The following is a 26,213-nucleotide window of genomic DNA, read 5'->3' as shown; positions in this document are numbered from 1 at the left end:
ATGTTCCTTGCCGACGAAGCGACCAAATCGATCATCATGATCGGTGAAATCGGCGGCTCGGCTGAAGAAGATGCAGCGCAGTTCATTGCCGACGAAGCAAAGCGTGGCCGCAAGAAGCCCATGGCTGGTTTCATTGCCGGGCGTACGGCTCCTCCCGGACGCACGATGGGCCATGCCGGCGCTGTCATCTCCGGCGGCAAGGGCGGCGCGGAAGACAAGATTGCAGCGATGGAAGCCGCGGGTATCCGCGTTTCGCCTTCGCCAGCGCAGCTCGGCAAGACATTGGTCGAAGTCCTCAAGGGCTGAGACATTAGTATAACGAGAACGGATCGGGACGGTAGGCGCCCCGGTCAACCACCAGAAAAGGAGACGGAGCAGGGCTCCGGTCACGAACATGGCACGTCAAGAACAGGCCAACGATCTTTTCGCTCTCACCTCATTTCTCTATGGCGKCAATGCCAATTATATCGAGGAATTGCACGCGCGTTACGAGCAGGATCCGGCATCGGTGGATGCCGAATGGCAGGAATTCTTCGCCAACCTCAACGACAGCAAGGYTGACGTTATCGCCAATGCCAAGGGCGCTTCCTGGGAGAAGCCAAACTGGCCAATCACCAGTAATGGCGAGCTCGTTTCAGCGCTCGATGGCAATTGGGGCGAAGTTGAAAAGCACATCACCGACAAGTTGAAGGCCAAGAGTACCAACGGCGCAGCTGTAACCAATGGCGCTGCGGTTGCCGTTCAGGTGCCAGCGTCAGATTCGGATATCATCCATGCTGCCCGCGATTCCGTGCGCGCGATCATGATGATTCGTGCCTATCGCATGCGTGGTCATCTGCATGCCAAACTTGACCCGCTCGGCCTTGCCGAAGTCAAGGAAGATTATAACGAGCTGTCGCCCGAGAGCTATGGTTTCTCGCCGGCCGACTACGACCGCAAGATCTTCATCGACAATGTGCTGGGTCTCGAATATGCGACGATCCCGCAGATGCTCGACATCCTGCAGCGCACCTATTGTTCGACCATCGGCGTCGAGTTCATGCATATTTCCGATCCGGTGGAAAAGGCCTGGATTCAGGAACGCATCGAAGGTCCTGACAAGGGCGTCGCTTTTACGGCGGAAGGCAAGAAGGCCATCCTGTCGAAGCTGATCGAGGCGGAAGGTTTCGAGCAGTTCATCGACGTCAAGTATAAGGGCACCAAGCGTTTCGGCCTCGATGGTGCCGAGTCGCTCATCCCAGCGCTTGAGCAGATCGTCAAGCGCGGCGGTTCCATGGGCCTGAAGGAGATCGTTCTCGGCATGGCGCACCGTGGCCGGCTCAACGTTCTCAGCCAGTTCATGCGTAAGCCGCACCGCGCGATTTTCCATGAGTTCAAGGGCGGTTCCTATACGCCGGATGACGTGGAAGGTTCCGGTGACGTGAAGTATCACCTTGGTGCGTCGTCGGATCGCGAGTTTGACGGCAACAAGGTCCACCTGTCGCTCACCGCCAATCCYTCGCACCTTGAGATCGTCAATCCGGTCGTTATGGGCAAGGCGCGCGCCAAGCAGGATCTTATTGTCGGGCGCGACCGCGATGAGATTGTGCCGCTGTCCGAACGTGCCAAGATCATGCCGCTGCTTCTGCATGGCGATGCGGCGTTCGCCGGTCAGGGCGTTGTCGCCGAATGTCTCGGCCTGTCAGGTCTGCGCGGCCACCGCGTTGCCGGCACGGTACATTTCATCATTAACAACCAGATCGGTTTCACCACCAATCCGCGCTTCTCGCGTTCCTCGCCCTATCCCTCTGATGTGGCAAAAATGATTGAAGCGCCGATTTTCCACGTCAATGGTGACGACCCGGAAGCCGTTGTTTATGTGGCGAAAATTGCCACCGAATATCGCATGACGTTCCATAAGCCAGTCGTCATCGACATGTTCTGCTATCGCCGGTTCGGTCACAATGAAGGCGATGAGCCTGCATTCACGCAGCCGATCATGTACAAGACGATCCGCAGTCAGAAGACGACAGTCCAGGTCTATTCGCAGAAGCTGATCGACGAAGGGCTCATCACCGACGCTGACCTCGAAAAAATGCGGGCCGCATGGCGCGAAAATCTCGAACAGGAATTCGAAGCTGGCCAGCATTACAAGCCGAACAAAGCCGACTGGCTTGACGGTGCGTGGAGTGGCCTGCGTACGGCCGACAATGCTGATGAGCAGCGGCGCGGCAAGACCGGCCTGCCGGTGAAGACGTTGAAGGAAATCGGCAGGAAGCTCGCCGAAGTTCCCCCTGGGCTCAATGTGCACAGGACAATTCAGCGTTTCCAGGATAATCGCGCCAAGATGATCGAGACCGGCGAAGGCTTCGATTGGGCCACTGCCGAAGCTTTGGCATTCGGCTCGCTGGTCACGGAAGGCCATCCCGTGCGCCTGTCCGGTCAGGATGTCGAGCGCGGCACGTTCAGCCAGCGTCATTCGGTGCTTTATGATCAGGACACCGAGAAGCGTTACATCCCGCTCAACAATCTGCAGAAGGGCCAGGCTATCTACGAAGTCATCAATTCGATGCTTTCGGAAGAGGCCGTGCTTGGTTTCGAATATGGTTATTCGCTGTCGGATCCGCGAGCGCTGACCCTGTGGGAGGCTCAGTTCGGCGATTTCGCCAACGGCGCGCAGGTCATCTTCGACCAGTTCATCTCGTCCGGCGAGCGCAAATGGTTGCGTATGTCGGGCCTCGTCTGCCTTCTGCCGCATGGCTATGAAGGTCAGGGGCCGGAACATTCCTCGGCCCGGCTTGAGCGTTATCTTCAGCTTTGCGCCGAAGATAATATGCAGGTCGCGAACTGTACGACGCCGGCTAATTACTTCCATATCCTGCGCCGTCAGATGAAACGCGATTTCCGCAAGCCGCTTATCCTGATGACGCCGAAATCCCTGCTGCGTCACAAGCGTGCCGTCTCCTCGATTGGTGATTTCACGGGCGATTCATCGTTCCACCGCTTGCTGTGGGATGATGCGCAGCTCCTCAAGGATCAGCCTATTAAGCTGCAGAAGGACTCGAAGATCCGCCGCGTGGTGTTGTGCTCCGGCAAGGTCTACTACGACCTTTACGAGGAGCGCGAAAAGCGCGGCATCGACGATGTCTATCTCCTGCGTGTCGAGCAGCTCTATCCGTTCCCGGCAAAGGCCCTGATCACCGAACTCTCCCGCTTCCGCAACGCGGAAATGGTCTGGTGTCAGGAAGAGCCGAAAAACATGGGCGCCTGGGCCTTCATCGATCCCTATCTGGAATGGGTCCTCGCGCATATCGATGCCAAGCATCAGCGCGTCCGTTACACCGGACGTCCTGCGGCAGCCTCGACGGCAACAGGCCTGATGTCCAAACACCTTGCACAGCTTGAAGCGTTCCTTGAAGATGCTTTGGGTTCGTAATAGGTCCTAACCCCAACAGATCACGATCAACGGAAGAACGAGAACATGGCCACCGAAATCCGCGTCCCAACGCTGGGCGAATCCGTTTCCGAAGCGACAATTGGCAAATGGTTCAAAAATGTCGGCGATGCGATTGCCGTTGATGAGCCTTTGGTCGAACTCGAAACCGACAAGGTGACGATCGAGGTGCCGGCATCTTCTGCCGGCTCGCTCGCTGAAATTACTGCGAAGGAGGGCGATACGGTCGAGGTCGGTGCCCTGCTCGGTATGATCGGTTCCGGCGATGGCGCTGTAGCTGCTCCCGCCAAGAAGGCGGAGGCAAAGCCGGAAGCTACCGCGCAGGCCTCGGGCAGTGCTGGTGCTGCTTCGACCAAGGAAGCAGAAGCAAAGACCGCCGAAGTCGCCGGTGAGCCGGCCATTACCGAACGCAAACCAAGCGAGATGCCGGCTTCCCCTGCTGCATCCAAGATCCTTGCCGAGAAAGGTGTTTCGCTCTCTCAGGTCGAAGGGTCCGGCAAGCGCGGACAGGTGCTTAAGGGTGACGTGCTTGATGCCGTTGCCAAAGGGATCACAGCCCAGCCCGCCGCAGCGGAAGCACCCAAGCCTGTTGTGGCTCGTCCCGCATCGTCCGCTGACGATGCATCGCGCGAAGAGCGGGTGAAGATGACCCGTCTGCGTCAGACTATTGCGCGCCGGTTGAAGGATGCACAGAACACGGCCGCCATGCTGACCACCTACAATGAGGTGGACATGTCGGCGGTCATGGATCTGCGCAATCGCTACAAGGAAATCTTCGAGAAGAAACATGGCGTCAAGCTCGGCTTCATGGGCTTTTTCACCAAGGCCGTAACGCATGCGCTGAAGGAAGTACCTTCGGTCAACGCGGAAATCGACGGCAACGATATCATCTACAAGAACTTCGCTCACGTCGGCGTTGCTGTCGGCACGGATCGGGGCCTTGTCGTTCCGGTCGTGCGCAATGCCGACCAGATGTCGATCGCCGAGATCGAAAAGGAAATCGGCCGCCTCGGGAAGGCTGCACGCGATGGTGCGCTGTCTATGGCTGACATGCAGGGTGGTACGTTCACCATTTCCAATGGCGGCGTTTACGGTTCCCTGATGTCCTCCCCCATCCTCAATGCGCCCCAGTCGGGTATTCTCGGCATGCACAAGATCCAGGATCGGCCGGTGGTCGTTGGCGGACAGATTGTCATTCGTCCGATGATGTATCTGGCGCTGAGCTACGATCATCGCATCGTCGACGGCAAGGAAGCAGTGACCTTCCTTGTTCGGGTCAAGGAGAGCCTGGAGGATCCGGAGCGTCTTGTTCTCGATCTTTAATAAATACGACGGTGCTGGCTTTTGCTCCCGTAAGGGAGGTTAGTTGGCACTGTCGTGTCCACACCCGAGAGTTAGAATATCGATGGATTCGAACGTTCATTCCCGTCCTGCACTTATTCTGGCTGCGCTCTTGGGGTCGGCTCTGATTACTGCTCCGGCTTTTGCCGCCTGCACGCAGGATCGTGCGATCTACACCGACAGGGATGATGCTTTTACACTGAGGTTCAAGCATGTTCCCGAAGACAAGCCTGTCATGACATCGAATGAATTCTCCATCGAGATGAATGACAGCGATCTGAAACTCGATGGCGTGGTCATGTGGAATGAGGGCATTGCAAGACCCAACGGCATCATCATGTACAAGTGCCCCACTGGCGATGTTACAGGTGATGAACTGAAGGCATGTACCGTTTGGCGTGGCGTCATCTATGCCTTGAAGGAGGGAGCCGACGCCGACCTTCTGCCGCAAGCCAAGGAACCAGCTGCGCAGGCTCTGCTCCTGCCGGATTTTTCCAGCTCCATGAGCAGCTTTAATTTCAAACTTGAAAAACCCATCGAGACTTTTCCCTGGGAAGTCTTCCGCTTTAAAGAATGCGTGCCTGAACAGTAATTTGCTGGGCAACGTCGCAAGAGAAGGAATCAATCATGGCATATGATGTCGTTGTCATCGGAACAGGTCCGGGTGGCTACGTATGCGCGATCAAGGCCGCGCAGCTTGGCCTCAAGACCGCGGTGATCGAGAAGCGCCCTACTTTCGGTGGAACCTGCCTCAATATCGGCTGCATCCCGTCAAAGGCACTGCTGCATGCCTCGGAAGTGTTCCATGAGGCGGGTCATTCCCATGCCACTTTAGGTGTCGATGTCGGCACGCCAAAGCTCAATCTTCCTGCCATGCTGGCCCATAAGGATGCAACGGTCGAGGCCAACGTGAATGGCGTTGCGTTCCTGTTCAAGAAGAACAAGATCGATACGTTCATGGGTACGGGTAAGATTTTAGCGGCCGGCAAGGTTTCCGTGACTTCCGAAGACGGCACGGTTCAGGAGATCGAAACAAAGAACATTGTCATCGCTACCGGTTCGGATGTCGCCGGCATTCCTGGCGTCAATGTCGAATTCGACGAAAAAGTCATCATATCGTCGACCGGCGCCCTGGAGCTCGAAAAAGTACCGGAGCGCCTCGTCGTGGTTGGCGGCGGCGTGATCGGGCTTGAGCTTGGCTCGGTTTGGTCTCGCCTCGGATCGAAGGTCACGGTCGTCGAATATCTGGACAAGATTCTCGGACCGATGGACGGCGAAGTCTCGCGCCAATTCCAGCGCATGCTGGAAAAGCAGGGCATCGAGTTCAAGATGAGTGCCAAGGTGACCGGTGTAGAAAAATCCGGGAAAGGCGCAAAGGTTACGTTCGAGCCGGTCAAGGGCGGCGAAGCGCAAACCATCGACGCTGATGTAGTGCTCGTCTCGACGGGCCGCAAACCATATACGGACGGTGTGGGCCTGAAGGACGCCGGCGTTGCGGTCGATGATCGCGGACGTGTCGCTATCAATGATCATTGGCAGACGAATGTCCCGGGGATCTATGCCATTGGCGATGTCGTCGAGGGGGCGATGCTGGCGCACAAGGCGGAGGATGAGGGCATTGCCGTTGCCGAGATCCTTGCGGGGCAGGTGGGTCACGTCAACTATGACGCGATTCCGAGCGTGGTCTATACGCAGCCTGAAGTGGCATCTGTCGGCAAGACGGAGGAAGAGCTGAAGGCGGCCGGTATCGAATACAAAGCTGGCAAATTTCCGTTTACGGCCAACGGCCGTGCCCGTGCCATGCTGCACACCGATGGTTTTGTGAAAATTCTGGCGGACAAGGCGAGCGACCGGGTGCTTGGTGTTCATATTCTGGGTTACGGCGCTGGTGAAATGATCCACGAGGCAACTGTTCTGATGGAATTTGGTGGTTCTTCAGAGGATTTGGCGCGCACGACGCACGCTCATCCGACCATGTCGGAAGCCGTGCGCGAAGCTGCTTTGGCGACTTTCTTCAAGCCGATCCACATGTAATCATACTTTTCAACCGTATCGAAAAGGCCCGGATATCCGGGCCTTTTTTGTATGCTCTCGCTAATTATTGAGCCGGCGCTGGCGCTGCTGGTGCCGGAGCAGGTTCGGCAGGAGCCGGAGCTGTCGGTGCAGGTGCAGTTGCTGCCGGCGGCTCAGGTGTAGCCGGTGCCGGTGCCGGTGTCGTCGTGTCAGTCGCAGCAGGCGGTGTTGGAGCGGTCGGGCTCATACCAACGTCGCTACGGTTGAGGAAGTAATAGCCGCCAATAACCAAGGCGGCGATGATGATACCAGCTATAAGGAAACCGCTCCCTCCGCTCTTGTTCGTCACAACCGTAGAATTGGGACGTGCCGGATCCAGCGGATCAGTAGTCACCGGCCGCTGCAGGTTTGGATCGTATGTCATTTCGTGTCCTCCATGACTTTTCAGTACCATTCCGAGGAGAACAACGACTATCGGTCCAGAAAGTTCCGGAATTGCCAGATCATCGATCAGCGATGTTTTGGATTGATGCCGGATATATGCGTCAATACTTGGTCGAATTATTGCTCGGCAGTGATTGTATAGCCTCTGCTTTTCAGCAGGGAAACAAGACCTTGCTCTCCGGGCAGGTGTAGCGCGCCGACGGCAATGAAGGCATTGCCCTTGTCAATGATCGGCAACGCGCGCTCCGCCATGGTCCGGTTGCGCGCATTGACCATCTTCTCCTCGAGTTCCGCATAATTCTGGCCGCTTTCGGTGCCATCGGGAGATACCGAGCGCATCAGAGGGAATATCATGCCGATATCGCCTTGTGTATAAAGCACGGTCATCGTTTCGAAGACATCCGGAAGTTTCGACCCGAGCGTCAGCGTTTCGATTAATCCGTCGATGTGAAACCGTGTTGGCAGCGACGCCATGGCGCCGAGTTGATCCTTGATAGCCTCGAGCCCGGCAATCTGCTTGCCTTGCGCCTTGGCATCTTCCGCCAGCTTGATATCGAGAAAGGCTGCACCTTCCTCTTTGCGAGCGAATTCGCATGCCGGCATGGCGAGCATGCTGGTCAGCATCCAGGGCTGCATGCGATTGACGGCAGCGAGCGAGATACCCCGCTCAGAAAGCGCAGTTTTCACCGTCTCAAGCTTGTTGTGGGGGATGACCTTGTCCAGCGTATCGCCGTCCATGAACATCATCAGTTCCGGCGTTTCGGCCATGACCTTCATTGGAGCATTCGGGTCGAGGACTTCATCTGTTTCAATCACGACGGTATCGGCACCCCGATAGGCGGTCTCCGCCGCGTCGGAAAGCTTGAGAACGCGCGGATCGGTCAGATGCATCGTGCCGTAGAGATAGGATGGCCGTGTTCCAGGCTTTTCGATCTTCCACAGCAGACCCTTGCCGTTTACGGTATCCGCGGCCTCCTTGCGCAAGGCATCAAGCTTTGCCGGATCGGTCCTTGCCATTTCCGCGATCAGATCATGGCCGCCGCACGAGACCTCTTCGGCTCTGGCGCGTGTCACACTGAAAGACACCACGAAGAGCGAAGCCAACAGCAGCCAGCTCAGTACCAGGCAAAGCCGCAGGAGGCTGTCTGCTATATGATCAAGCGAAGTGAGATTATCGGTGTCGTTCATGCCTGGTATCTATCCGTAAGCCTGCGGAGAAAGCGTTAATCTCCGCCGCTAAATTGTCCGTATTCAGGCGCGGGGATGCGCTTTGGCGTAAATTTCCATCAATCGCTCCGTATCGACGCCGGTATAGACCTGCGTCGTCGACAGGCTGGCGTGGCCGAGCAACTCCTGGATCGTGCGCAGATCGCCGCCGCGTCCCAGTAGATGCGTGGCAAATGAATGGCGCAAGGCGTGCGGTGTCGCCGTGTCCGGCAGGCCGAGCGCGCCGCGCATCTTCTGCATGTCACGCTGGATAATGGCTGAGTGCAGTTCGCCGCCACGCGCGCCACGAAACAGCGGCTTGCCCTCTTCGAGATCGTAGGGACAGAGCGCGCGATATTCGGCAACGGCCCGGTGTACGACCGGTAGCAACGGTACCATGCGCGTCTTGCCGCCCTTGCCGGTAATCAGGATCGAGCGCGCATCCGGATCGGTCAGCGCGCCGCCGTCGAGGCCGAGCGCTTCGGAGATACGCAAGCCGCAGCCGTAAAGCAGGGTCAGGACCGCGGCATTGCGCACGGCGATCCATGGTTCTTCGTTCAGCTGTTCGCCCTTCTCGACGACACGCCGTGCATCCACCATCGTCAGAGGTTTAGGCAGCGATTTCGGCTGGCGCGGCGCTCGCATGGCGATGGAAGCGGCGGCGTTGGCCATGCCCTGCTTTTCGAGGAAGCGCAGGAACGAGCGTATGCCCGCAAGCCCGCGGCCGAGCGTACGCGCACCGGCGCCGTCATTGCGCCGCCGTGCCAGAAATGAACGCAGATCGGCGATCCTTAGCGTTGCCACGTCCTTCAGTGCTGGAGGTTCGCCGAGATGTCCGGTAAGAAACTGGAAGAACTGGCGTGTGTCGCGTTCATATGCTTCCAATGTGTTCGCTGCCAGCCGCCGTGTATTCTTCAGCGATTTCAGCCAATTCTCACGAGCGTCGATCAAATCCGGTCGAGCCGAAACAAGAAACTGCTCGTTTTGTGGCTGGACGCCCATGGCATCGCTCCTCAGCTTATTCGCCCGGACAATGCCACATGACTTCTTACAGAGTCGTTTCGTCCTTGGATTTGCCTCGGCTTTGCTCTAATTCGGGCTGAATGAAAAAGATGGAAGAAGCCCAATGGCGAAGTTGAACGACCCGGTACAGTTGGCGGTGATCGGCGCGGCGCATGGCACGCGCGGGGAGCTCAGGGTGAAAACTTTCACTGGCGATCCAATGGCGCTGGCGGATTATGGACCGCTTTATGACGTTACCGGCAGGCCTTTCGAGGTGCTTGATATACGCCCGGCGAAAACGGTGGTCGTCGTGCGCTTTCGCGGCGTGAACGATCGGAATATGGCCGAGGCGCTGAATGGCACGACTTTGTTCATAGACCGCTCGCAACTGCCGCAGGATCTGGATGAGGACGAATATTACCACTCGGACCTGATCGGGCTCGAGGCGATCGACGCCGAAGGCAACAAGCATGGCAAGGTATCGGCGATGTTCGATTTCGGCGGCGGCGATTTGCTTGAGCTGACCATACCGGGAAAGCGCCCGATGCTGATCCCTTTTACGCTGCTCGCGGTGCCGCATGTGGATATCAAGGCCGGTCATATCATTATCGATCCTGCCGCCGCGGGTCTCATTCCCGACGAAAACGAAGATGAGGAACGCCGCCGGCAACTCGGCGGCGAGGATGGCGGGAAAAAGCAGCCATGACCACGGTTGAAGGCGGTTTTCGCGCCACTGTGCTGACGCTGTACCCGGAAATGTTTCCGGGACCGCTCGGGGTGTCGCTTGCCGGAAAAGCGCTTGTGGACGGGGCATGGTCACTGGAAACGGTGCAGATCCGCGATTTCACCACCGACAAGCATCGCATGGTCGATGACACGCCAGCTGGCGGTGGCGCTGGCATGGTCATGAAGGCGGATGTTCTTGCCCGCGCGGTCGATCATGTGGCTGACGGGCGTCCGAAACTTTACATGAGCCCGCGCGGCAAGCCCTTGACCCAGGCCCGTGTACGGGAACTCGCTGCGGGACCGGGCGCGATCATGCTCTGCGGACGTTTCGAAGGGGTAGACGAACGGCTGATCGAGGCTCGGGATTTCGAAGAAATCTCGATTGGCGACTACATACTTTCCGGCGGTGAGACTGCCGCAATCGTCGTCCTCGATGCGATCGTCAGGCTCCTGCCGGGAGTGATGGGCAATGTCATGTCCGGTGAAACGGAGAGTTTCGAGACCGGCCTTCTTGAACATCCGCACTATACCAAGCCGCAGGAATGGGAAGGGCGACGCATCCCCGATGTGCTCCTCTCTGGCAATCACGGCGCTATCGATAAATGGCGGCGTGCAGAAGCGGAACGGTTGACGAAGGAGCGCCGGCCTGATCTTTGGCAGGCGCACAGAGCTTCATTACAGAAATAGCCAAGCAAAAAGAATCGTCTGTGTAGGTGACAAACCGGGTTTTATGGTGTATCAGCCCGCCAACTCGGGAAATACCCGGTCCATTAATCAATGAATGGTGAATTCGCTCCTGCTTCGTCGGAGGCATAGAAATGTGGCCATGTTGCTATGTTTCAAGTGTCGAGCGCTCTGACTGTTTGAAAAACAAAGGATGAAGACGATGACCGTCGATATTATTCGTCAGCTCGATCTCGAACAGAGAGCAAAAATCGAAGCCAAGCGCGTGCTCCCGGATTTCCGCCCAGGCGACACCGTTCGTGTCAATGTCCGCGTGACGGAAGGTACCCGTACCCGCGTTCAGGCCTATGAAGGCGTTTGCATCGCCCGCAACGGTGCTGGCATCAACGAGAACTTCACGGTTCGCAAGATTTCCTATGGTGAAGGCGTCGAGCGCGTATTCCCGGTTATTTCTCCGCTGGTCGAAGGCGTCGATATCGTTCGTCGCGGTAAGGTACGTCGTGCCAAGCTCTACTATCTGCGTGGCCTCACCGGTAAGGCCGCCCGTATCGTCGAGAAGAAAGACAACCGCAAGAACAAGACAACAGTTCCTGCAACTGGTGCAGCCGAGACTGTCTCGGAAGCAACTGTTGCCAAGGCACCTGCCGCTGAATAAGCGCGGTCCCTATCATTTTGAAAAAGGCGGTCTTCGGGCCGCCTTTTTTGTTTGCGGCGCAAAATACATCTGCCTGCGCGGGCGCAGAAGGAACAGAGATGCTTGCGGGGATTGACGCGCCAATGACAAGGTGAAATCTGTTTCCGACGCAAACACGTGACAGGGGTTTGAGATGAACTTGCGATCCGTTCTTTTGGCAGGGCTGATACTCGCCCTGACGCCGTTTTCTGCCTTGGCCGCGGAGCTGCCCGATCTTGGCGGCAGGAAAGTCACGGTCGTGACGGAAAATGCCTATCCGCCGCTGCAATTCGTCGACCCGAAGACGGGCAAGGCTGTCGGCTGGGAGTATGACGCGATGAATGAGATTGCCAAACGGCTTAACTTCAAAGTCGAATATCTCAACACCAGCTGGGACGCGATGATCCAGGCCGTTGCGGACAATCAGTACCAGATCGGCATGACCGGCATCACCATCAATGACGAGCGCAAGCAGAAGGTGGATTTCTCAGAACCCTATATGCGGTCGGAACAGTTCATGCTGGTGCGCGGCGACGAAAACCGTTTTACCGATCCGAAAAGCTTCGCCGACGCCAAGGATACACTCGTCGGTGCGCAGCCCGGTACGAGCAATTTCTATGTGGCCGTCTACAATGTGTTGGACGGCAATGAGCAGAACCCGCGCATCAAACTTTTCGAGACGTTCGGCGCGACCATCCAGGCGCTGAAGACCGGCGATGTCGATCTCGTCCTTACTGACAGCACGGCAGGCAAGGGCTATGTCGATGCGTCCGGCGGTGCCTTGAAGCTGATCGGCGGGCCGCTCGGCGCCGAGGATTTCGGTTTCATCTTCCCGAARGGTTCGGACCTCGTCGCGCCAGTCAATGCAGCCATTGCCGCGCTGAAAGCTGATGGCACGTTCGATGCGCTCAACAAGAAATGGTTCCTCGACTACAAACTCGGGCAGTAATCCCGAAAGTGCCGGACAACACGAAGAGCAGGGGACCTTCGGAGAAGAATGATTTCCCGTGGTGGCTGCTTGTTGCGGGGATGATTGCCGTTGCACTCGGCATCGCCATTCTCGTCAGCCCGATCTACGGGCAGGTCTTCACGACGGTCTCGCAGGGCATCTGGATTACTGTGTGGGTTTCGCTGCTTGCTTTCTTTCTCGCATCGGCCTTCGGTCTTCTTCTTGCGGTGATGAGCCTTTCAGAACAGGTTGCAGTCAGGCAGACTGCGCGGTTTTATGTCGAGATTGTTCGCGGCATCCCCTTGCTGGTGCTGCTGTTCTATATCGCCTTTGTCGGCGCGCCAGCCGCAGTCTGGCTGTGCAATTTCATGACGCAGCCGCTGCAGTCGGCAGGGCTTTTGGATCCATTGCAAGTTCGCGATTTCTCGCTGCTCTGGCGCGCGATCATCGCATTGATGCTGGCCTACGCGGCCTTTCTCGCCGAGATTTTCCGGGCGGGCATCCAAGCCGTCGACAAGGGGCAGATCGAAGCCGCGAAAGCGTTGGGCCTCAGGCGGTTTCAACGGTTTCGGCTGATCGTCATGCCGCAGGCGATCCGCACCATCCTGCCACCCTACGGCAATGATTTTATCTCGATGGTGAAGGATTCTTCGCTTGTCTCGGTTCTCGGCGTCGTCGACGTAACACAGATGGGCAAGGTCTATGCCTCGGGCTCGTTCCGCTTCTTTGAAACCTACTCCGTCGTCGCCTATATATACTTGGTTCTGACAATCAGCCTGTCACTCGGGCTGCGCTGGCTGGAACGCCGTTTGAATCGCCGTTAATCCAGGAAACAGCGGCGCTTTGTCGCCGGATTATTACTTTTTTCGCTTGTTTCTTGACGTAACTGGACCTCGAGTGCATATGTCCACGAAATAATTGGAAAGTCTGAGGATATCGCAATGTCTGCGCCACGCACACTTTATGACAAGATATGGGATGACCATCTGGTCGATAGTCAGGAGGACGGCACGTGCCTTCTCTATATCGATCGCCATCTTGTCCATGAAGTGACCAGCCCGCAGGCTTTTGAAGGTCTTCGACTGACCGGCCGCAAGGTTCGCCATCCGGAAAAGACACTCGCCGTCGTCGATCACAACATACCGACCTCGCCGGACCGGACCAAGCGTATCGAAAACAATGAAAGCCGTATCCAGGTCGAAGCCCTTGCCAAGAATGCGCTGGATTTCGGTGTCGAATACTATTCGGAGAAGGATATCCGTCAGGGTATCGTCCACATCATCGGGCCAGAGCAGGGCTTTACCCTGCCGGGCATGACGATTGTCTGTGGTGACAGCCACACCTCCACCCACGGCGCTTTCGGCGCCTTGGCGCATGGTATCGGCACATCGGAAGTCGAACACGTTCTCGCAACCCAGACGCTGATCCAGTCGAAAGCCAAGAACATGCTGGTGCGTGTCGATGGCGTGCTGCCGGCTGGTGTGACCGCCAAGGACATCATCCTTGCCATCATCGGTGAAATCGGTACTGCGGGCGGTACCGGCTATGTCATCGAATATGCCGGCGAAGCCATTCGCGCGCTGTCGATGGAAGGTCGCATGACCATCTGCAACATGTCGATCGAGGGTGGCGCCCGCGCAGGTCTGATCGCACCGGACGAAACGACTTTCGCCTATGTCAAGGACAAGCCGCGCGCTCCAAAGGGCGCAGCGTTCGAACAGGCGGTCGAATACTGGAAAACCCTCCAGAGCGATGAGGGTGCGCATTTCGACAAGGTCGTCGTTCTGAATGCAGCCGATCTACCGCCTATTGTTTCCTGGGGTTCGTCACCGGAAGACGTCATTGCCATCACAGGCGCCGTGCCGAACCCGGACGAGATTCCGGATGAGACCAAGCGCTCATCGAAATGGCGCGCGCTCGACTATATGGGTCTCAAGCCCGGCACACCGATGACGGATATCAAGCTTGATCGTGTGTTCATTGGCTCTTGCACCAATGGCCGCATCGAAGATCTTCGTGCTGTCGCCAAGGTCGTCGAGGGCCGCACCGTTGCTGCAACCGTCGATGCGATGATCGTGCCCGGGTCGGGACTCGTCAAGGAACAGGCGGAAGCCGAAGGGCTCGACAAGATTTTCAAGGCTGCGGGTTTTGACTGGCGCGAGCCCGGCTGCTCCATGTGCCTTGCGATGAACGATGATCGTCTGAAACCCGGCGAGCGTTGCGCTTCGACATCGAACCGTAACTTTGAAGGCCGTCAGGGCTTCAAGGGCCGCACGCATCTTGTTTCGCCTGCCATGGCGGCAGCCGCTGCGATTGCCGGACATTTTGTCGATATCAGAGAGTGGAAGTAAGCTAGCTCTGCCCTTCCCCTCTCCCTTGTGGGGAGGGACGGACCGAAGGTCAGGGGAGGGGTCTTTCCTCAAAATCCGAATCAAKGGGTAGACCTTTAAAAGGTTCCCTCCCTGCTGCTACGCAGCCTCCCTCCCCACAAGGGAGAGGGCAAAGAGCGACGCCCGCTTTCACTTTATCCTGCAGTGCCGATTTCACCGCCCCCTATAGGCCGGGACACCCTGGTCCGGCAGCCATAGGCCTTCCGGTACCGGGCCGGTCTGCCAGAACACATCGATCGGAATACCGCCGCGTGGATACCAATACCCGCCGATGCGCAGCCACAGCGGCTTGACCGCTTCGACGATACGCTTGCCGATTCCGACGGTACAGTCTTCGTGAAAAGCCCCGTGATTGCGGAAACTGCCGAGAAACAGCTTCAGCGATTTGGACTCGACCAGCGTCTGGTCCGGAGCATAATCGATGACCAGATGGCCGAAATCCGGTTGGCCAGTCACGGGGCAGAGCGAGGTGAATTCCGGGCAGGCGAAGCGTGCCAGGAAAAGCGTTCCAGCCTGCGGGTTCGGGACGGCATCGAGGACGGCCTCATCCGGATGCTGCGGGATTTTGACATCCTTGCCGAGCATCGTCGCCTGTTCTGCATAATGACTCATGCTGCTTTCCTTTCCATCTCGAACTCGCCCTGGTACTCGCAGCCCTCGCCGCAGGTATCCCTGTAGACGCCGACCTCGGCCAAACCGGGCAGAGACAATGCAAAGTGCCGCCACAGCCACATCGCAATGTTTTCAAGCGTTGGTGTTTCAAGCCCTTCGATCTCGTTGAGATAGCGATGATCGAGTTTCTCGTGCGCGCTGTCGAAGGCGCCTTTGACAGCGCCAAGATCGGAGATAAGGCCGGTCCTCGCATCTGGTTTCCCTTCCAGCGTCACGCGGACRCGAAAGCTGTGTCCGTGCAGACGCGTATTGATGTGTCCGTCGGGAAAGATGTGCGGCAAATGATGTGCCGCTTCAAACGTAAATTCGTTGAAGATTCTCATGGTTTTCCTCGTTCGCATTGGCGCAATACAGGCGCCCGCAAAAGCAATTCCAGCAAAACTGTGTAACGGTTTTGGCAATCGGAATTGCGGTAAACAAAGGGCTTACCTCAAGGCAAACCCAGTATCTTGTGTGTCTGCGTGCTCAGCCGCCAAAGCGGATGCGCGAGGCAATAGGCCGCTGCAGATGCCACATGCGCGGCGGTTTGCGCCGGATCGCCGATGACGTCAAGAGGCTGCAAATAGAAATGCTCGAAGGAGAGCTGCTCGAAGCGTGTTGGATACGTCTCGGCTTCCTTCTGTGGAAAGACCAGTTTGAGCTCGTTGCCGCTGGTCTGAACGAGCGGTGCGGCTGCCTTGGGCGATACACAGATCCAGTCAATACCCGTCGGCGCCGCGATGGTGCCATTGGTCTCGATACCTACTTCGAAACCGCGCGCGTGAAAGGCGTTGATCAGCGGAGTGTCGAGTTGCAGCAAGGGCTCGCCGCCGGTGCAGATGACATAGGGCTTTCCACCGCCGCCCTCGGGCCAGGCTGCAGCCACCGCGTCAGCCAGAGCGTCTGCTGTTTTAAACTTGCCGCCGCCCGGACCATTCACGCCGATGAAATCCGTATCGCAGAACTTGCAGATCGCTTCTTCGCGATCGCGCTCAAGCCCGGACCACAGGTTACAACCGGCAAAACGCATGAACACGGCAGCGCGGCCCGTATGATTGCCCTCGCCCTGCAGGGTCAGGTAGATTTCCTTGACGGCGTAGGTCATGCGGCCTCCGCCTTGAACTTCTGCCACCCTTTCGAACGCAGTTCGCAGGCCGGACAGCCGTTGCAGCCATAGCCCCACTCATGCCGCTGCGAACGATCGCCGAGATAGCAGGTATGGGTGTGCTCGACGATCAGATCCAGCAAAGCTTCGCCGCCGAGATCTTGCGCCAGTGCAAAGGTCTCGGCCTTGTCGAGCCACATCAAGGGCGTTTCGATCGTGATGCGGCGGTCCAGCCCCAGCGACAGAACAACTTGTTGGGCTTTCAACGTGTCATCGCGGCAATCGGGGTAACCGGAGAAGTCGGTCTCGCACATGCCGCCTACGATTACCCGCAGGCCACGGCGATAGGCCAGCGCACCGGCGAGTGTGAAGAACAGCAGATTACGGCCGGGCACAAACGTATTCGGCAAGCCGTTTTCCGCCATCTCGATCGCGATATCCTGGGTCATGGCTGTCGATCCAAGCTGGCCGATGATGCTTGCGTCCAGCATATGGTCGTCGCCAAGCCGCGCAGCCCATTGCGGAAATTTCCCGGCAAGGGCACTGCGGAATTGCCCGCGCACCTCGAGTTCGATCCGGTGCCGCTGGCCATAGTCGAAACCGACCGTCTCGACGCGGTCGAAGCGCGATAGTGCCCAGGCGAGGCAAGTCGCCGAATCCTGCCCGCCGGAAAACATGACGAGTGCGCCGTCGGAGCTGCGGGCCATATTACTACCTCTTTGAAAGCGGCCCCAATACAGGGCGCAGCTAACAGAGGCAAATCAAATCTTGATGCAAGGACGCTCTATTCGCAGCCGGGATAGCCAAGAACCGCCGTTTCGTTGCGGTCGAGACCATACATGTAGCCTCGCCCTCGAGTAACAAACGGGCTGTCGCAACCCCCGGTATTTGGCGCTGGGACGACGCCTGCGACGAGCGGATCGCTGACTGGCGAGATTACCGACGGACCTTTGCCACGTTTGTAGACCGGTACCTGTCGCCGAATGTCCCGGCCCAGCTTGTCGGATTTCACAGCGGCGGCACCCACAAAGATGATTTTCGGGCCCCCCGCTTCGTGCAGGACCACATTGCCATATTCGTCGCCATAGCTGTTGCCGGGATTGAATTCTTCTGCCGCCGCAATCTGCGAACTGACTGCGAACGCCAGCGATGCCAGCACTGAGCAGGTAAGATTCTTCTTCTGGAACATGGCCGCCCTCGGATGCTCGAATTTCGTCTGCCCAAGATTAACCCTTTATTAACAATTGTCATCCGCTCAAAACCTAATCAAATCGATTTTCATCCCCGGCGCAGGTTGACGCGCTGGCTGCAATCAACCAATCCTCCGATGTAGAAGAACACCCTGCTCAGGCAGCTACAAAGGGACGGATGCGACCATGACCAAGAAAAGCGCGGACGAGCACTCCATCGACATTTCCTTGCTCCATCTCAGTCATGCCCATGAGTTCGCGCCTCTCCTCGCCAGTTATGCCCAGGCGTTGAAGCGGGGCGCACCGCGCCGTCCGGACGATTATTACGCCGAGAACCTGTTGCGCGATCGCACGGCGGAAATCGCGGGCGCCCGGCTCGATGGCGCTCTTGTCGGATTCGTCATTTTCTACGATCTGCCTGAGCCCGTGTCCGGCATGCGCGCCGGTCAGGTCGATCATATCTATGTGCATCACGATCATCGCGGCAAAGGTATCGCCAAGGCATTGATCGATGTACTCGCGGACAAAGCGGAAGAGCGCGGCTGGACCAAGCTCTCGCTCAATGCGCCGCGCGTGCCGGAAGACGGCCGCAAGCTCTATGAACAGGTCGCGGCGCCCGCCGACTGGACCAGTTTCATCATCCGCTTCGGCAACCAATGATCCGGATCAACTCCGGATTGTTGTCGCACATGGAAATATCCTGAGAACGACCCGTCCTGTCGCGTACCACTATCGTATAAATGCCCGACTTGGGGCCCGCTATTCGAGACTCGGGCGATTTATTTTTGCAGGGCACGCGTGCCAGATTTGACCCTTGAAACAGGCGTTTTTACCGCTTTAAACGATTGAATTTTAAGCAAAAACCTTATTGACTTGCTATTCAAGCCAATTCGCCGCATGAGGGTGCGGAATGGGGCTTTGACGCAGTGCAAAAACCGGATTAAAACCCCTCTAAATTGCCTTTATCCAGCCTTTCGGCCCTGCCCGTCTAATCAGATGTGGCGCTACCCTCGGGGACGCTATGAGCAAGACAAATCTACATGCAAACCGGCCGCTGTCGCCGCATTTGCAAATCTACAAACCAATTCCAACCATGGTCATGTCGATCGTCCACCGCATCACCGGCTCGGCGCTTTATGTCGGCACGCTGCTGGTCGCCTGGTGGCTGATCGCGACGGCGACAAGCGAGCGGCAGTTCGACATCGTCAACATGGTCTATGGTTCATGGATCGGCCTCTTGGTCCTGCTCGGTTACACCTGGGCCCTTATTCATCACATGATCGGCGGCATCCGCCATCTGATCTGGGATACCGGCCGCGGCCTCGAGAAGGACACGACCACGAAGATGGCCTGGGGTTCGCTCGTTCTTTCCGTCGCATTGACGATCCTGGTCTGGATCGCCGCATTCACGATAGCTTGAGGAGGCGGATATGAGCGATATGCGCACGCCGCTTAAAAAAGTTCGCGGACTTGGTTCTGCGAAAGAAGGCACGGAACATTTCTGGCGTCAGCGCCTGACTGCGATGTCCAATATTCCGCTGATCCTGTTTTTCATCGGGCTGATCCTGTCCCTGCATGGCGCAGGCTATGTCGAGACAAAGGCCGCCCTGTCCCACCCGCTGACCGCCATTGTGCTGTTGATGGTGCTCGTCTCCGGTCTCTATCACATGCGCCTCGGCATGCAGGTCATCATTGAAGATTATGTACACGGTGAAGGCGCGAAGGTCGTGCTTTTGATGCTCAATACGTTCTTCGCTCTTGGCGTCGGTATTGTCTGCATCTTTGCGATCCTCAAGCTGAGCTTTGGAGTTTAAACTCTACTATGGCACCAACAGATAAAGCCTATAAGTTCGTCGATCATAAATTCGATGTGGTCGTCGTCGGCGCAGGTGGCGCGGGCCTGCGCGCCACGCTCGGCATGGCGGAGCAAGGCCTGAAGACAGCCTGTATCACCAAGGTTTTCCCCACCCGTTCGCATACGGTTGCAGCGCAGGGCGGCATCGCCGCTTCGCTCAGCAACATGGGTGCCGATTCCTGGCAGTGGCACATGTATGACACGGTCAAGGGTTCGGACTGGCTCGGCGATACGGACGCGATGGAATATCTGGTGCGGGAAGCGCCGGCCGCCGTCTACGAGCTCGAACATTACGGCGTGCCGTTCTCGCGCACCGAAGAGGGCAAGATCTACCAGCGTCCCTTCGGCGGTCACATGATGAATTATGGCGATGGGCCGCCGGTACAGCGCACCTGCGCCGCAGCCGACCGTACCGGCCACGCCATACTGCACACGCTCTATGGCCAGAGCCTGCGCCACAATGCGCAGTTCTTCATCGAGTATTTCGCGCTCGATCTCATCCAGGATGAGGAGGGTACCATCACCGGCGTTGTCGCCTGGAACCTCGACGACGGCACGATCCACCGCTTTGCCGCCAAGATGGTCGTCATGGCAACGGGCGGCTACGGCCGTTCCTATTTCTCCGCAACGTCGGCGCATACCTGCACCGGCGATGGCGGCGGCATGGTCGCGCGCACGGGCTTGCCGTTGCAGGACATGGAATTCGTGCAGTTCCACCCGACCGGCATTTATGGCGCCGGCTGTCTGATCACCGAAGGCGCGCGCGGCGAGGGCGGTTACCTTGTCAATTCCGAAGGCGAGCGTTTCATGGAGCGTTATGCACCATCCGCCAAGGATCTGGCGTCGCGCGACGTGGTTTCACGCTGCATGACGCTGGAGATCCGCGAAGGGCGCGGCGTCGGCAAGAACAAGGATCACATCTTCCTGCATCTGGATCACCTCGATCCGGCCGTCCTGCACGAGCGCCTGCCCGGCATTTCGGAATCGGCGAAGATTTTTGCCGGGGTCGATCTCACCAAGGAGCCGATCCCGGTTATTCCGACGGTTCACTACAATATGGGCGGCATTCCGACCAATTATTGGGGTGAAGCGCTCAATCCAACCAAGGAAGATCCGGACCGCATCCAGCCCGGTCTGATGGCGGTGGGCGAAGCGGGCTGTGCCTCGGTGCATGGCGCCAATCGTCTCGGCTCCAATTCGCTGATCGACCTTGTCGTGTTCGGTCGCGCGGCTGCGATCCGCGCCGGCCAGGTGATCGACCGCAACGCCAAGATCCCCGATATCAATGAGGCTTCGGTCACGAAGATCATGGACCGCTTCGACCGCCTGCGTCATGCCAATGGCGGCATTCCGACCGCTGTGTTGCGCGAGAAGATGCAAAAGACCATGCAGGAGGATGCGGCAGTGTTCCGCACTTCGGAATCACTGAAGTCGGGCGTAAGCCGCATGGAGCAGATCTGGAGCGAACTGCCGGATGTGAAAGTTACGGATCGCTCGATGATCTGGAATTCCGATCTCATGGAAACGCTCGAACTCGAAAACCTCATGGCTAATGCCATCACTACGGTCGTTGCCGCCGAAGCGCGCAAGGAAAGCCGCGGTGCCCATGCGCATGAGGATTTCCCCAATCGCGATGATGTCAACTGGCGCAAGCACAGCCTTGCCTGGCTGGCGCCGGATGGCAAGGTCACGCTGGGTTATCGTCCTGTTCACCTTGAGCCGTTGCTCAAGGAAGAGGATGGCGGCATCAGTCTCGCCAAGATCGCGCCGAAAGCGCGTGTGTACTAAAAGCAATCCCAGGAAAAGCGGGTACCGGTYTTCCGTCCGGGATTGCGAAAGAACAAATAGAGAGACCAAAATATTATGGTTGAACTTGCACTTCCCAAGAACTCGYAGATGCGTCCCGGCAAGACCTGGGATCGTCCGCAGGGCGCAAACAATCTGCGCGAGTACCGGATTTACCGCTGGTCGCCGGATGACGGCGAGAACCCGCGTATCGATACCTATTATGTCGATCTCGACGATTGCGGCCCGATGGTTCTCGACGGTCTGTTGTGGATCAAGAACAAGATCGATCCAACACTGACATTGCGCCGGTCATGCCGTGAGGGTATCTGCGGCTCCTGTGCCATGAACATCGATGGCACCAATACGCTCGCCTGCACCAAGGGCATGGATGAGATCAAGGGCGCTGTGAAGATCTATCCGCTGCCGCATCTGCCTGTCGTCAAGGATCTGGTGCCGGACCTCTCCAATTTCTACGCCCAGCATCGTTCTATCGAGCCGTGGCTGAAGACGGTCTCACCTGAGCCGGCCAAGGAATGGCTGCAGAGCCACGAAGACCGCGCCAAGCTCGACGGCCTTTACGAGTGCATCCTCTGTGCCTGCTGCTCGACGTCCTGCCCGAGCTACTGGTGGAATGGCGATCGCTATCTCGGCCCGGCTGTTCTCCTGCAGGCCTATCGCTGGCTGATCGACAGCCGCGACGAAGCAACGGGTGAGCGATTGGACAACCTGGAAGACCCTTTCCGGCTCTACCGCTGCCACACGATCATGAACTGCGCGCAGGCTTGCCCCAAGGGTCTGAACCCCGCCAAGGCAATCGCCGAAATCAAGAAAATGATGGTGGAACGGCGGGTTTGATTTGATCTTTTAAAGAATCGGCCTCACAGGGGGCTTTGGCGAGGTCCATTTGCCCTGAAGGACCCTTCCTCTCTGTCATCCTCGGGCTTGACCCGAGGACCCATTCTTAAATTGGCGATCAGTTTGACGTATTCTTACCTCCTTCCGTGGGTCCTCGGGTCGAGCCCGAGGATGACGGAGAGGAGGTGCCCCTGACCTATTTAATCAAGCCAGCTTGGCATCCAGAGTCAGCTCGATCGCGCCGAGCGCCTTTGACACCGGGCAGTTGGCCTTGGCTTTGTTGGCAAGCTCGCTGAAAGTCGCAGCGTCGATACCCGGAACATTGCCGACCAGGGTCAGTGCGCTCTTGGTGATCGCGCCTTTGGCCGGGTCAAGCGTCACGACCGCCTTGGCCTCGAGCTTTTCAGCCGGGGTGCCGTTTTCCGCCAGGAAATGCGAAAGCTGCATGGCAAAGCAACCCGCATGGGCCGCGCCCAGCAGTTCCTCGGGATTGGTGCCGGATTTGCCGCTTTCGTCCTCGAAACGGGCCTTGAAATTAAAGGGAAGACTTTTCAGTGCGCCGCTTTGGGTGTCGAGCGTGCCTTGACCATCTTTCAGCGCGCCTTTCCAGATTGCTGTTGCTTGTCTGTCCATTTCTATCTCCCTCGTTGAGGTTGTTGCAAGACGTGTGGTGCACCGTGATCCAGGCTTGGCGATAACGGTTCCGTGCTAGCATAGTTCCGTATCATATCCATGGCACCGTATTATTCCATCGCCTAATTTACGGATAGATTTCCCTCCCTCTAAACTGAAGTTTTTCATAGAGGGGTTTTGATCATGCATATTATTCTGGCAGTTCTCGGGCTCCTCGGCGGCGGCCTCTTCTGGTGGTACAGGTTGAAGGTATTGGGAGAGGCAGCGGGCGACGTTATCGACAGCGCCGGGCGTGTGCGCGGATATTTCCGGCGCAGGAAAATACGCCTGCAGGCTGAGCATTCGCCGCTGACTGCGATTGAGGACCCCGTTCTTGCCGCAGCGACATTGATCCTTGCGATCATCGCCGAAGATGTGCTGATTACGGATGGTCATTTCGATGCCGTAAGGAGTGTGGTCCTTCATATCAGCAGTCCCAAAAAGGCGGACGAGGCGATGATCTACGCGAAATGGGCTTTCAGCCAGGTCGGCGATACCGCAACTGTCATCGAAAAAACTTCCCCGTTTCTGCGCCAGCAGCTTAACGAACTGGAAAAGTGCGAATTGATTGATATGGTAGGGGAGGCCGCTGCTGCCGTCCCTGTCTCCCATCATTACGGCCAGCGTGTCAGAAAGCTAAAGCAGAGGCTTGGCCTCCAAGTCGACTGATCAACCAAGATCAAACAGGAAAATCCCGTGAAACTGAAGAAACTCGGCAGGACCGATATCGACGTCACTGAAATTTGCCTCGGCACCATGACCTGGGGCGTACAGAACACCGAAGCCGATGCACACAGCCAGATCGACTATGCGCTGGATGCGGGTATCAATTTCATGGATACGGCGGAAGTCTATGCAATTCCGTCGAGCGCGGATACCTACGGCAAAACCGAAAGTTATATCGGCACGTGGTTCAAGAAGACCGGCAAGCGCGACAAGTTCGTGCTGGCTTCGAAGATTTCCGGCGGCGGCAATAGCTGGATCCGCAATGGAACCCCACCTGATCGCCAGAGCGTGCGAGAGGCGGTGGAAGGCAGTTTGAAGCGTCTGCAGACCGACTATATCGACCTCTATCAGGTCCACTATGCCGCCCGCGGTCATTATCATTTCGGTACCGCATGGCAGTATGCGCCGCAAAACCAGGACAAGTCGCAGGTCGTGGGGCAKATCGAAGAGACCCTGCACGGGCTTGGCGATATGGTCAGGGAAGGCAAGATCCGCCACATCGGCCTTTCCAACGAAACGGCCTGGGGCATCGGTCAATGGCTCAAACTTTCCGAGCGTCATGATCTGCCCCGCGTTGCCTCGGTGCAGAACGAATACAGCCTTATCCAGCGCGTCTTCGATCTCGATCTTGCCGAACTCAGCCATCACGAGGATGTCGGCCTTCTCGCCTATTCGACGCTGGCTTCCGGCGTACTGACCGGCAAATATCTCGATGGGAAAACGCCGGCGGGCACACGTGGCTCGATTCAGCCTGGCGGTCTGTGGCGCAACAATGAACACTCGGCGCCTGCAGTTCGCGCTTATATTGAACTCGCCCGCAAGCACAATCTCGATGTGGCGCAGATGGCGATTGCTTTCGCGCTGACACGGCCGTTCATGACCTCGGTCATTATCGGCGCAACGTCGATGGAACAGCTGAAGACCGATATATGGGCAAGCCAGATCACGCTGCCGCCGGAACTCCTCAAGGAGATAAGCGCGATCTACCGCAAATATCCACGCCCGCTCTAGATCGGCTGGCCCTGCAACAGTTTCGGGGCTGTCGTCGACAATCCCGCGGCCTGGCGGATGAAAAATCCCTTGAGCCGCGGCATCCGTTCGACAAGGCCGAGACCGAAATCGCGCAGCGCCCTGACAGGTACGTTGTCGTTGGAAAACAGCCGGTTCAAAACGTCCGTGGTGACGCCCATCTGCACCGTGTCGAAGCGCCGCCAGGTCTGGTAGCGTTCGAGCACCGCGACCGAACCGATGTCGAGCCCGAGCCGATCGGCATCGACGATGGTTTCCGCCAGCGCCGCAGCGTCCTTGAAGCCGAGATTGAGACCTTGCCCGGCAATCGGGTGGATACCATGCGCTGCGTCGCCCACCAGCGCGAAGCGCGGCTTGACGAAATCCCGAGCGAGAGTAAGACCGAGCGGAAAGGCTTTACGCGCGCCTTCCACGTGGACTTCACCGAGTTTCAAGCCAAAGCGTTGTTCGAGTTCGGCTTCAAAAACGAAATCATCCTCGTTGATCAGGCGCTCTGCATCGGCGGTGCGTTCTGTCCAGACCAGCGATGAACGGTTGCCTTTGAGCGGCAGCACCGCAAAGGGACCGGCGGGCAAGAAATGTTCCTCGGCCCGGCCATGATGCGGGCGCTCATGGGTGACGGTGCAAACGATGCCCGACTGGCCGTATTCCCAGTTCACGACCTTGATGCCGGCCATCTCGCGCAGGCGGGATTTGACGCCGTCGGCCGCGATCAGCAGCCGGGTGCGCAAGCTTTTGTCGTCGGAATAACGGACCGTCAGATGTGCCTCGCCATGTTCGAAACCGATCACCGGCGCGCCTTCGATGAAGGTTACGCCAAGCTCTTCTGCCTTCTTGCGCAGCGATGCGTTGAGGACGCGGTTCTCCACCATATGCGCGAACGGCTCGCCCGGTTCGACTTCGCCGTTGAAGGTCAGGAACACGGGCCGTACCGGATCGGACGTGCGCGAATCGGTGACGATCATCTCGGTGATGGGTTGCGCTTCCGGCAGGATCGCCTCCCAGCATCCGAGACGGTCCAGCATGCGGCTCGCGGCGGCAGCGATGGCCGAGGCGCGCGTATCGTTACGCCACACGCCGGCGGGCGCCGCGTCGATAACCGTGACAGCAAGGTGTGGCGCCGATGATTTCAGCGCAACCGCTGTCGCGAGGCCGACATAGCCTGCGCCGGCGATGGTGATGTCTTGCGGGGAGCTTCGTTCAACCATGATTTGCCTCCGGGTTGCGATTATGCGGCGCTTGACTTGTGCTGCTGTTCCTGTTGCAAGCGTTGGACGCGCGAACGGGAGACTTCGATCATGTCTGACGCCATGAATGAGCTTTTGTCCATACTCGACCTTGAGATGCTTGAACACAACCTGTTTCGAGGTCGCAGCCCGCAATCCGGCTGGCAACGCGTGTTCGGCGGCCAGGTCATTGGCCAGGCATTGGTAGCAGCACAGCGTACCGTCGATCCTCTGCGTCATGTGCATTCGCTGCAC

General features: G+C 57.8%; 28 protein-coding genes and 1 pseudogene. 19 read left to right on the top strand and 10 right to left on the bottom strand.

Going from position 1 to position 26,213, the window contains the following annotated elements; all coding sequences use genetic code 11:
* The 5 genes and pseudogenes from ACXJ5O_RS02670 to lpdA all read left to right on the top strand — a co-directional run.
* Positions 1–306 (top strand): annotated as a pseudogene (locus tag ACXJ5O_RS02670) (succinate--CoA ligase subunit alpha); the annotation flags it as partial.
* A gap of 88 nt (positions 307–394) precedes the next feature.
* A complete protein-coding gene (locus tag ACXJ5O_RS02665; protein ID WP_457298530.1) occupies positions 395–3,415 on the top strand; it encodes a 2-oxoglutarate dehydrogenase E1 component in 3,021 nt (1,006 codons plus the stop codon).
* Between the two features lie 45 nt (positions 3,416–3,460).
* Complete coding sequence (odhB, locus tag ACXJ5O_RS02660; protein WP_457298529.1) at positions 3,461–4,756, top strand: 2-oxoglutarate dehydrogenase complex dihydrolipoyllysine-residue succinyltransferase; 1,296 nt, start codon at positions 3,461–3,463, stop codon at positions 4,754–4,756.
* A gap of 82 nt (positions 4,757–4,838) precedes the next feature.
* The gene (locus ACXJ5O_RS02655; protein ID WP_457298528.1) at positions 4,839–5,366 is read left to right on the top strand and encodes a hypothetical protein; all 528 of its coding nucleotides are present in this window, start codon (positions 4,839–4,841) and stop codon (positions 5,364–5,366) included.
* Positions 5,366–6,808: a dihydrolipoyl dehydrogenase gene (gene lpdA / locus ACXJ5O_RS02650; protein WP_457298532.1), complete on the top strand. Its 1,443-nt coding sequence runs from the start codon at positions 5,366–5,368 to the stop codon at positions 6,806–6,808. Before ACXJ5O_RS02655 ends, lpdA begins: the two co-directional genes overlap by 1 nt.
* Before the next feature lie 64 nt (positions 6,809–6,872).
* On the opposite strand, the gene ACXJ5O_RS02645 is transcribed toward lpdA, so the two are convergent.
* From ACXJ5O_RS02645 to ACXJ5O_RS02635, 3 genes are all read right to left on the bottom strand, one after another.
* The gene (locus tag ACXJ5O_RS02645; protein WP_112525046.1) at positions 6,873–7,211 is read right to left on the bottom strand and encodes a hypothetical protein; all 339 of its coding nucleotides are present in this window, start codon (positions 7,209–7,211) and stop codon (positions 6,873–6,875) included.
* Positions 7,212–7,348: 137 nt separating this feature from the next.
* Entirely contained in the window at positions 7,349–8,419 is a 1,071-nt protein-coding gene (locus ACXJ5O_RS02640; RefSeq protein WP_457298527.1) for a TraB/GumN family protein, read from the bottom strand.
* A gap of 63 nt (positions 8,420–8,482) precedes the next feature.
* The gene (locus tag ACXJ5O_RS02635; protein ID WP_457298526.1) at positions 8,483–9,439 is read right to left on the bottom strand and encodes a tyrosine recombinase XerC; all 957 of its coding nucleotides are present in this window, start codon (positions 9,437–9,439) and stop codon (positions 8,483–8,485) included.
* A 124-nt stretch (positions 9,440–9,563) separates the two neighbouring features.
* Here ACXJ5O_RS02635 and rimM point away from each other — a divergent pair, with 124 nt between their 5' ends.
* The 6 genes from rimM to leuC all read left to right on the top strand — a co-directional run bounded on the left by rimM (position 9,564) and on the right by leuC (position 14,822).
* The gene (gene rimM / locus ACXJ5O_RS02630) at positions 9,564–10,145 is read left to right on the top strand and encodes a ribosome maturation factor RimM (protein WP_457298525.1); all 582 of its coding nucleotides are present in this window, start codon (positions 9,564–9,566) and stop codon (positions 10,143–10,145) included.
* Complete coding sequence (trmD, locus tag ACXJ5O_RS02625) at positions 10,142–10,852, top strand: tRNA (guanosine(37)-N1)-methyltransferase TrmD (RefSeq protein WP_457298524.1); 711 nt, start codon at positions 10,142–10,144, stop codon at positions 10,850–10,852. Before rimM ends, trmD begins: the two co-directional genes overlap by 4 nt.
* Before the next feature lie 199 nt (positions 10,853–11,051).
* The gene (gene rplS, locus ACXJ5O_RS02620; protein WP_112525226.1) at positions 11,052–11,504 is read left to right on the top strand and encodes a 50S ribosomal protein L19; all 453 of its coding nucleotides are present in this window, start codon (positions 11,052–11,054) and stop codon (positions 11,502–11,504) included.
* 172 nt (positions 11,505–11,676) lie between these two features.
* Positions 11,677–12,471: a basic amino acid ABC transporter substrate-binding protein gene (locus tag ACXJ5O_RS02615; protein ID WP_457298523.1), complete on the top strand. Its 795-nt coding sequence runs from the start codon at positions 11,677–11,679 to the stop codon at positions 12,469–12,471.
* An 80-nt stretch (positions 12,472–12,551) separates the two neighbouring features.
* A complete protein-coding gene (locus tag ACXJ5O_RS02610; protein WP_457298531.1) occupies positions 12,552–13,295 on the top strand; it encodes an amino acid ABC transporter permease in 744 nt (247 codons plus the stop codon).
* A gap of 117 nt (positions 13,296–13,412) precedes the next feature.
* Complete coding sequence (gene leuC, locus ACXJ5O_RS02605; protein ID WP_271897663.1) at positions 13,413–14,822, top strand: 3-isopropylmalate dehydratase large subunit; 1,410 nt, start codon at positions 13,413–13,415, stop codon at positions 14,820–14,822.
* Positions 14,823–15,014: 192 nt separating this feature from the next.
* On the opposite strand, the gene queF is transcribed toward leuC, so the two are convergent.
* The 5 genes from queF to ACXJ5O_RS02580 all read right to left on the bottom strand — a co-directional run bounded on the left by queF (position 15,015) and on the right by ACXJ5O_RS02580 (position 17,806).
* On the bottom strand, positions 15,015–15,473 hold the full coding sequence (gene queF / locus ACXJ5O_RS02600; protein WP_457298522.1) for a preQ(1) synthase: 459 nt from the start codon (positions 15,471–15,473) through the stop codon (positions 15,015–15,017).
* Positions 15,470–15,856 carry a 6-pyruvoyl trahydropterin synthase family protein gene (locus ACXJ5O_RS02595; RefSeq protein ID WP_457298521.1) on the bottom strand — a complete coding sequence of 129 codons (387 nt, stop codon included), beginning with the start codon at positions 15,854–15,856 and terminating at the stop codon, positions 15,470–15,472. The genes queF and ACXJ5O_RS02595 overlap by 4 nt, the downstream gene beginning before the upstream one ends.
* A gap of 107 nt (positions 15,857–15,963) precedes the next feature.
* Entirely contained in the window at positions 15,964–16,617 is a 654-nt protein-coding gene (gene queE, locus ACXJ5O_RS02590; RefSeq protein WP_457298520.1) for a 7-carboxy-7-deazaguanine synthase, read from the bottom strand.
* Complete coding sequence (gene queC, locus ACXJ5O_RS02585) at positions 16,614–17,324, bottom strand: 7-cyano-7-deazaguanine synthase QueC (protein ID WP_457298519.1); 711 nt, start codon at positions 17,322–17,324, stop codon at positions 16,614–16,616. The genes queE and queC overlap by 4 nt, the downstream gene beginning before the upstream one ends.
* Positions 17,325–17,401: 77 nt before the next feature.
* Positions 17,402–17,806 carry a hypothetical protein gene (locus ACXJ5O_RS02580; protein WP_457298518.1) on the bottom strand — a complete coding sequence of 135 codons (405 nt, stop codon included), beginning with the start codon at positions 17,804–17,806 and terminating at the stop codon, positions 17,402–17,404.
* Between the two features lie 187 nt (positions 17,807–17,993).
* Between ACXJ5O_RS02580 and ACXJ5O_RS02575 the strand changes: the two genes are divergently transcribed.
* The 5 genes from ACXJ5O_RS02575 (at position 17,994) to ACXJ5O_RS02555 (ending at position 22,305) form a co-directional block, all read left to right on the top strand.
* A complete protein-coding gene (locus ACXJ5O_RS02575) occupies positions 17,994–18,467 on the top strand; it encodes a GNAT family N-acetyltransferase (protein ID WP_457298517.1) in 474 nt (157 codons plus the stop codon).
* Positions 18,468–18,828: 361 nt separating this feature from the next.
* Positions 18,829–19,227: a succinate dehydrogenase, cytochrome b556 subunit gene (sdhC, locus tag ACXJ5O_RS02570; RefSeq protein ID WP_209998954.1), complete on the top strand. Its 399-nt coding sequence runs from the start codon at positions 18,829–18,831 to the stop codon at positions 19,225–19,227.
* Between the two features lie 10 nt (positions 19,228–19,237).
* Positions 19,238–19,621, top strand: coding sequence for a succinate dehydrogenase, hydrophobic membrane anchor protein (gene sdhD / locus ACXJ5O_RS02565; RefSeq protein WP_112525076.1), 384 nt, complete (start codon positions 19,238–19,240; stop codon positions 19,619–19,621).
* Positions 19,622–19,629: 8 nt separating this feature from the next.
* Positions 19,630–21,450 (top strand): succinate dehydrogenase flavoprotein subunit, encoded by a 1,821-nt coding sequence (gene sdhA, locus ACXJ5O_RS02560; RefSeq protein WP_457298516.1) that lies wholly within the window; start codon positions 19,630–19,632, stop codon positions 21,448–21,450.
* A 75-nt stretch (positions 21,451–21,525) separates the two neighbouring features.
* Entirely contained in the window at positions 21,526–22,305 is a 780-nt protein-coding gene (locus ACXJ5O_RS02555; RefSeq protein ID WP_457298515.1) for a succinate dehydrogenase iron-sulfur subunit, read from the top strand.
* 204 nt (positions 22,306–22,509) lie between these two features.
* Here the strand turns inward: ACXJ5O_RS02555 and ACXJ5O_RS02550 are convergent, their stop codons facing one another.
* Positions 22,510–22,938 (bottom strand): OsmC family protein, encoded by a 429-nt coding sequence (locus tag ACXJ5O_RS02550; RefSeq protein ID WP_457298514.1) that lies wholly within the window; start codon positions 22,936–22,938, stop codon positions 22,510–22,512.
* A 183-nt stretch (positions 22,939–23,121) separates the two neighbouring features.
* Here ACXJ5O_RS02550 and ACXJ5O_RS02545 point away from each other — a divergent pair, with 183 nt between their 5' ends.
* Together ACXJ5O_RS02545 and ACXJ5O_RS02540 are read left to right on the top strand one after the other, a co-directional pair.
* Positions 23,122–23,646, top strand: coding sequence for a hypothetical protein (locus ACXJ5O_RS02545; RefSeq protein WP_457298513.1), 525 nt, complete (start codon positions 23,122–23,124; stop codon positions 23,644–23,646).
* A gap of 27 nt (positions 23,647–23,673) precedes the next feature.
* The gene (locus ACXJ5O_RS02540; RefSeq protein ID WP_457298512.1) at positions 23,674–24,714 is read left to right on the top strand and encodes an aldo/keto reductase; all 1,041 of its coding nucleotides are present in this window, start codon (positions 23,674–23,676) and stop codon (positions 24,712–24,714) included.
* Here ACXJ5O_RS02540 and ACXJ5O_RS02535 read toward each other — a convergent pair.
* Entirely contained in the window at positions 24,711–25,940 is a 1,230-nt protein-coding gene (locus ACXJ5O_RS02535) for a ubiquinone biosynthesis hydroxylase (RefSeq protein WP_457298511.1), read from the bottom strand. The genes ACXJ5O_RS02540 and ACXJ5O_RS02535 overlap by 4 nt on opposite strands.
* A gap of 90 nt (positions 25,941–26,030) precedes the next feature.
* On the opposite strand from ACXJ5O_RS02535, the gene ACXJ5O_RS02530 reads away from it, so the two are divergent.
* Positions 26,031–26,213: acyl-CoA thioesterase (locus ACXJ5O_RS02530; protein ID WP_457298510.1), on the top strand; the 183-nt coding region annotated here is incomplete at its 3' end.

It is taken from the genome of Phyllobacterium sp. P5_D12, assembly GCF_054049495.1.
Note: the sequence above shows the minus strand (reverse complement) of the source record. Positions and strands in the feature narration are given on the sequence as shown.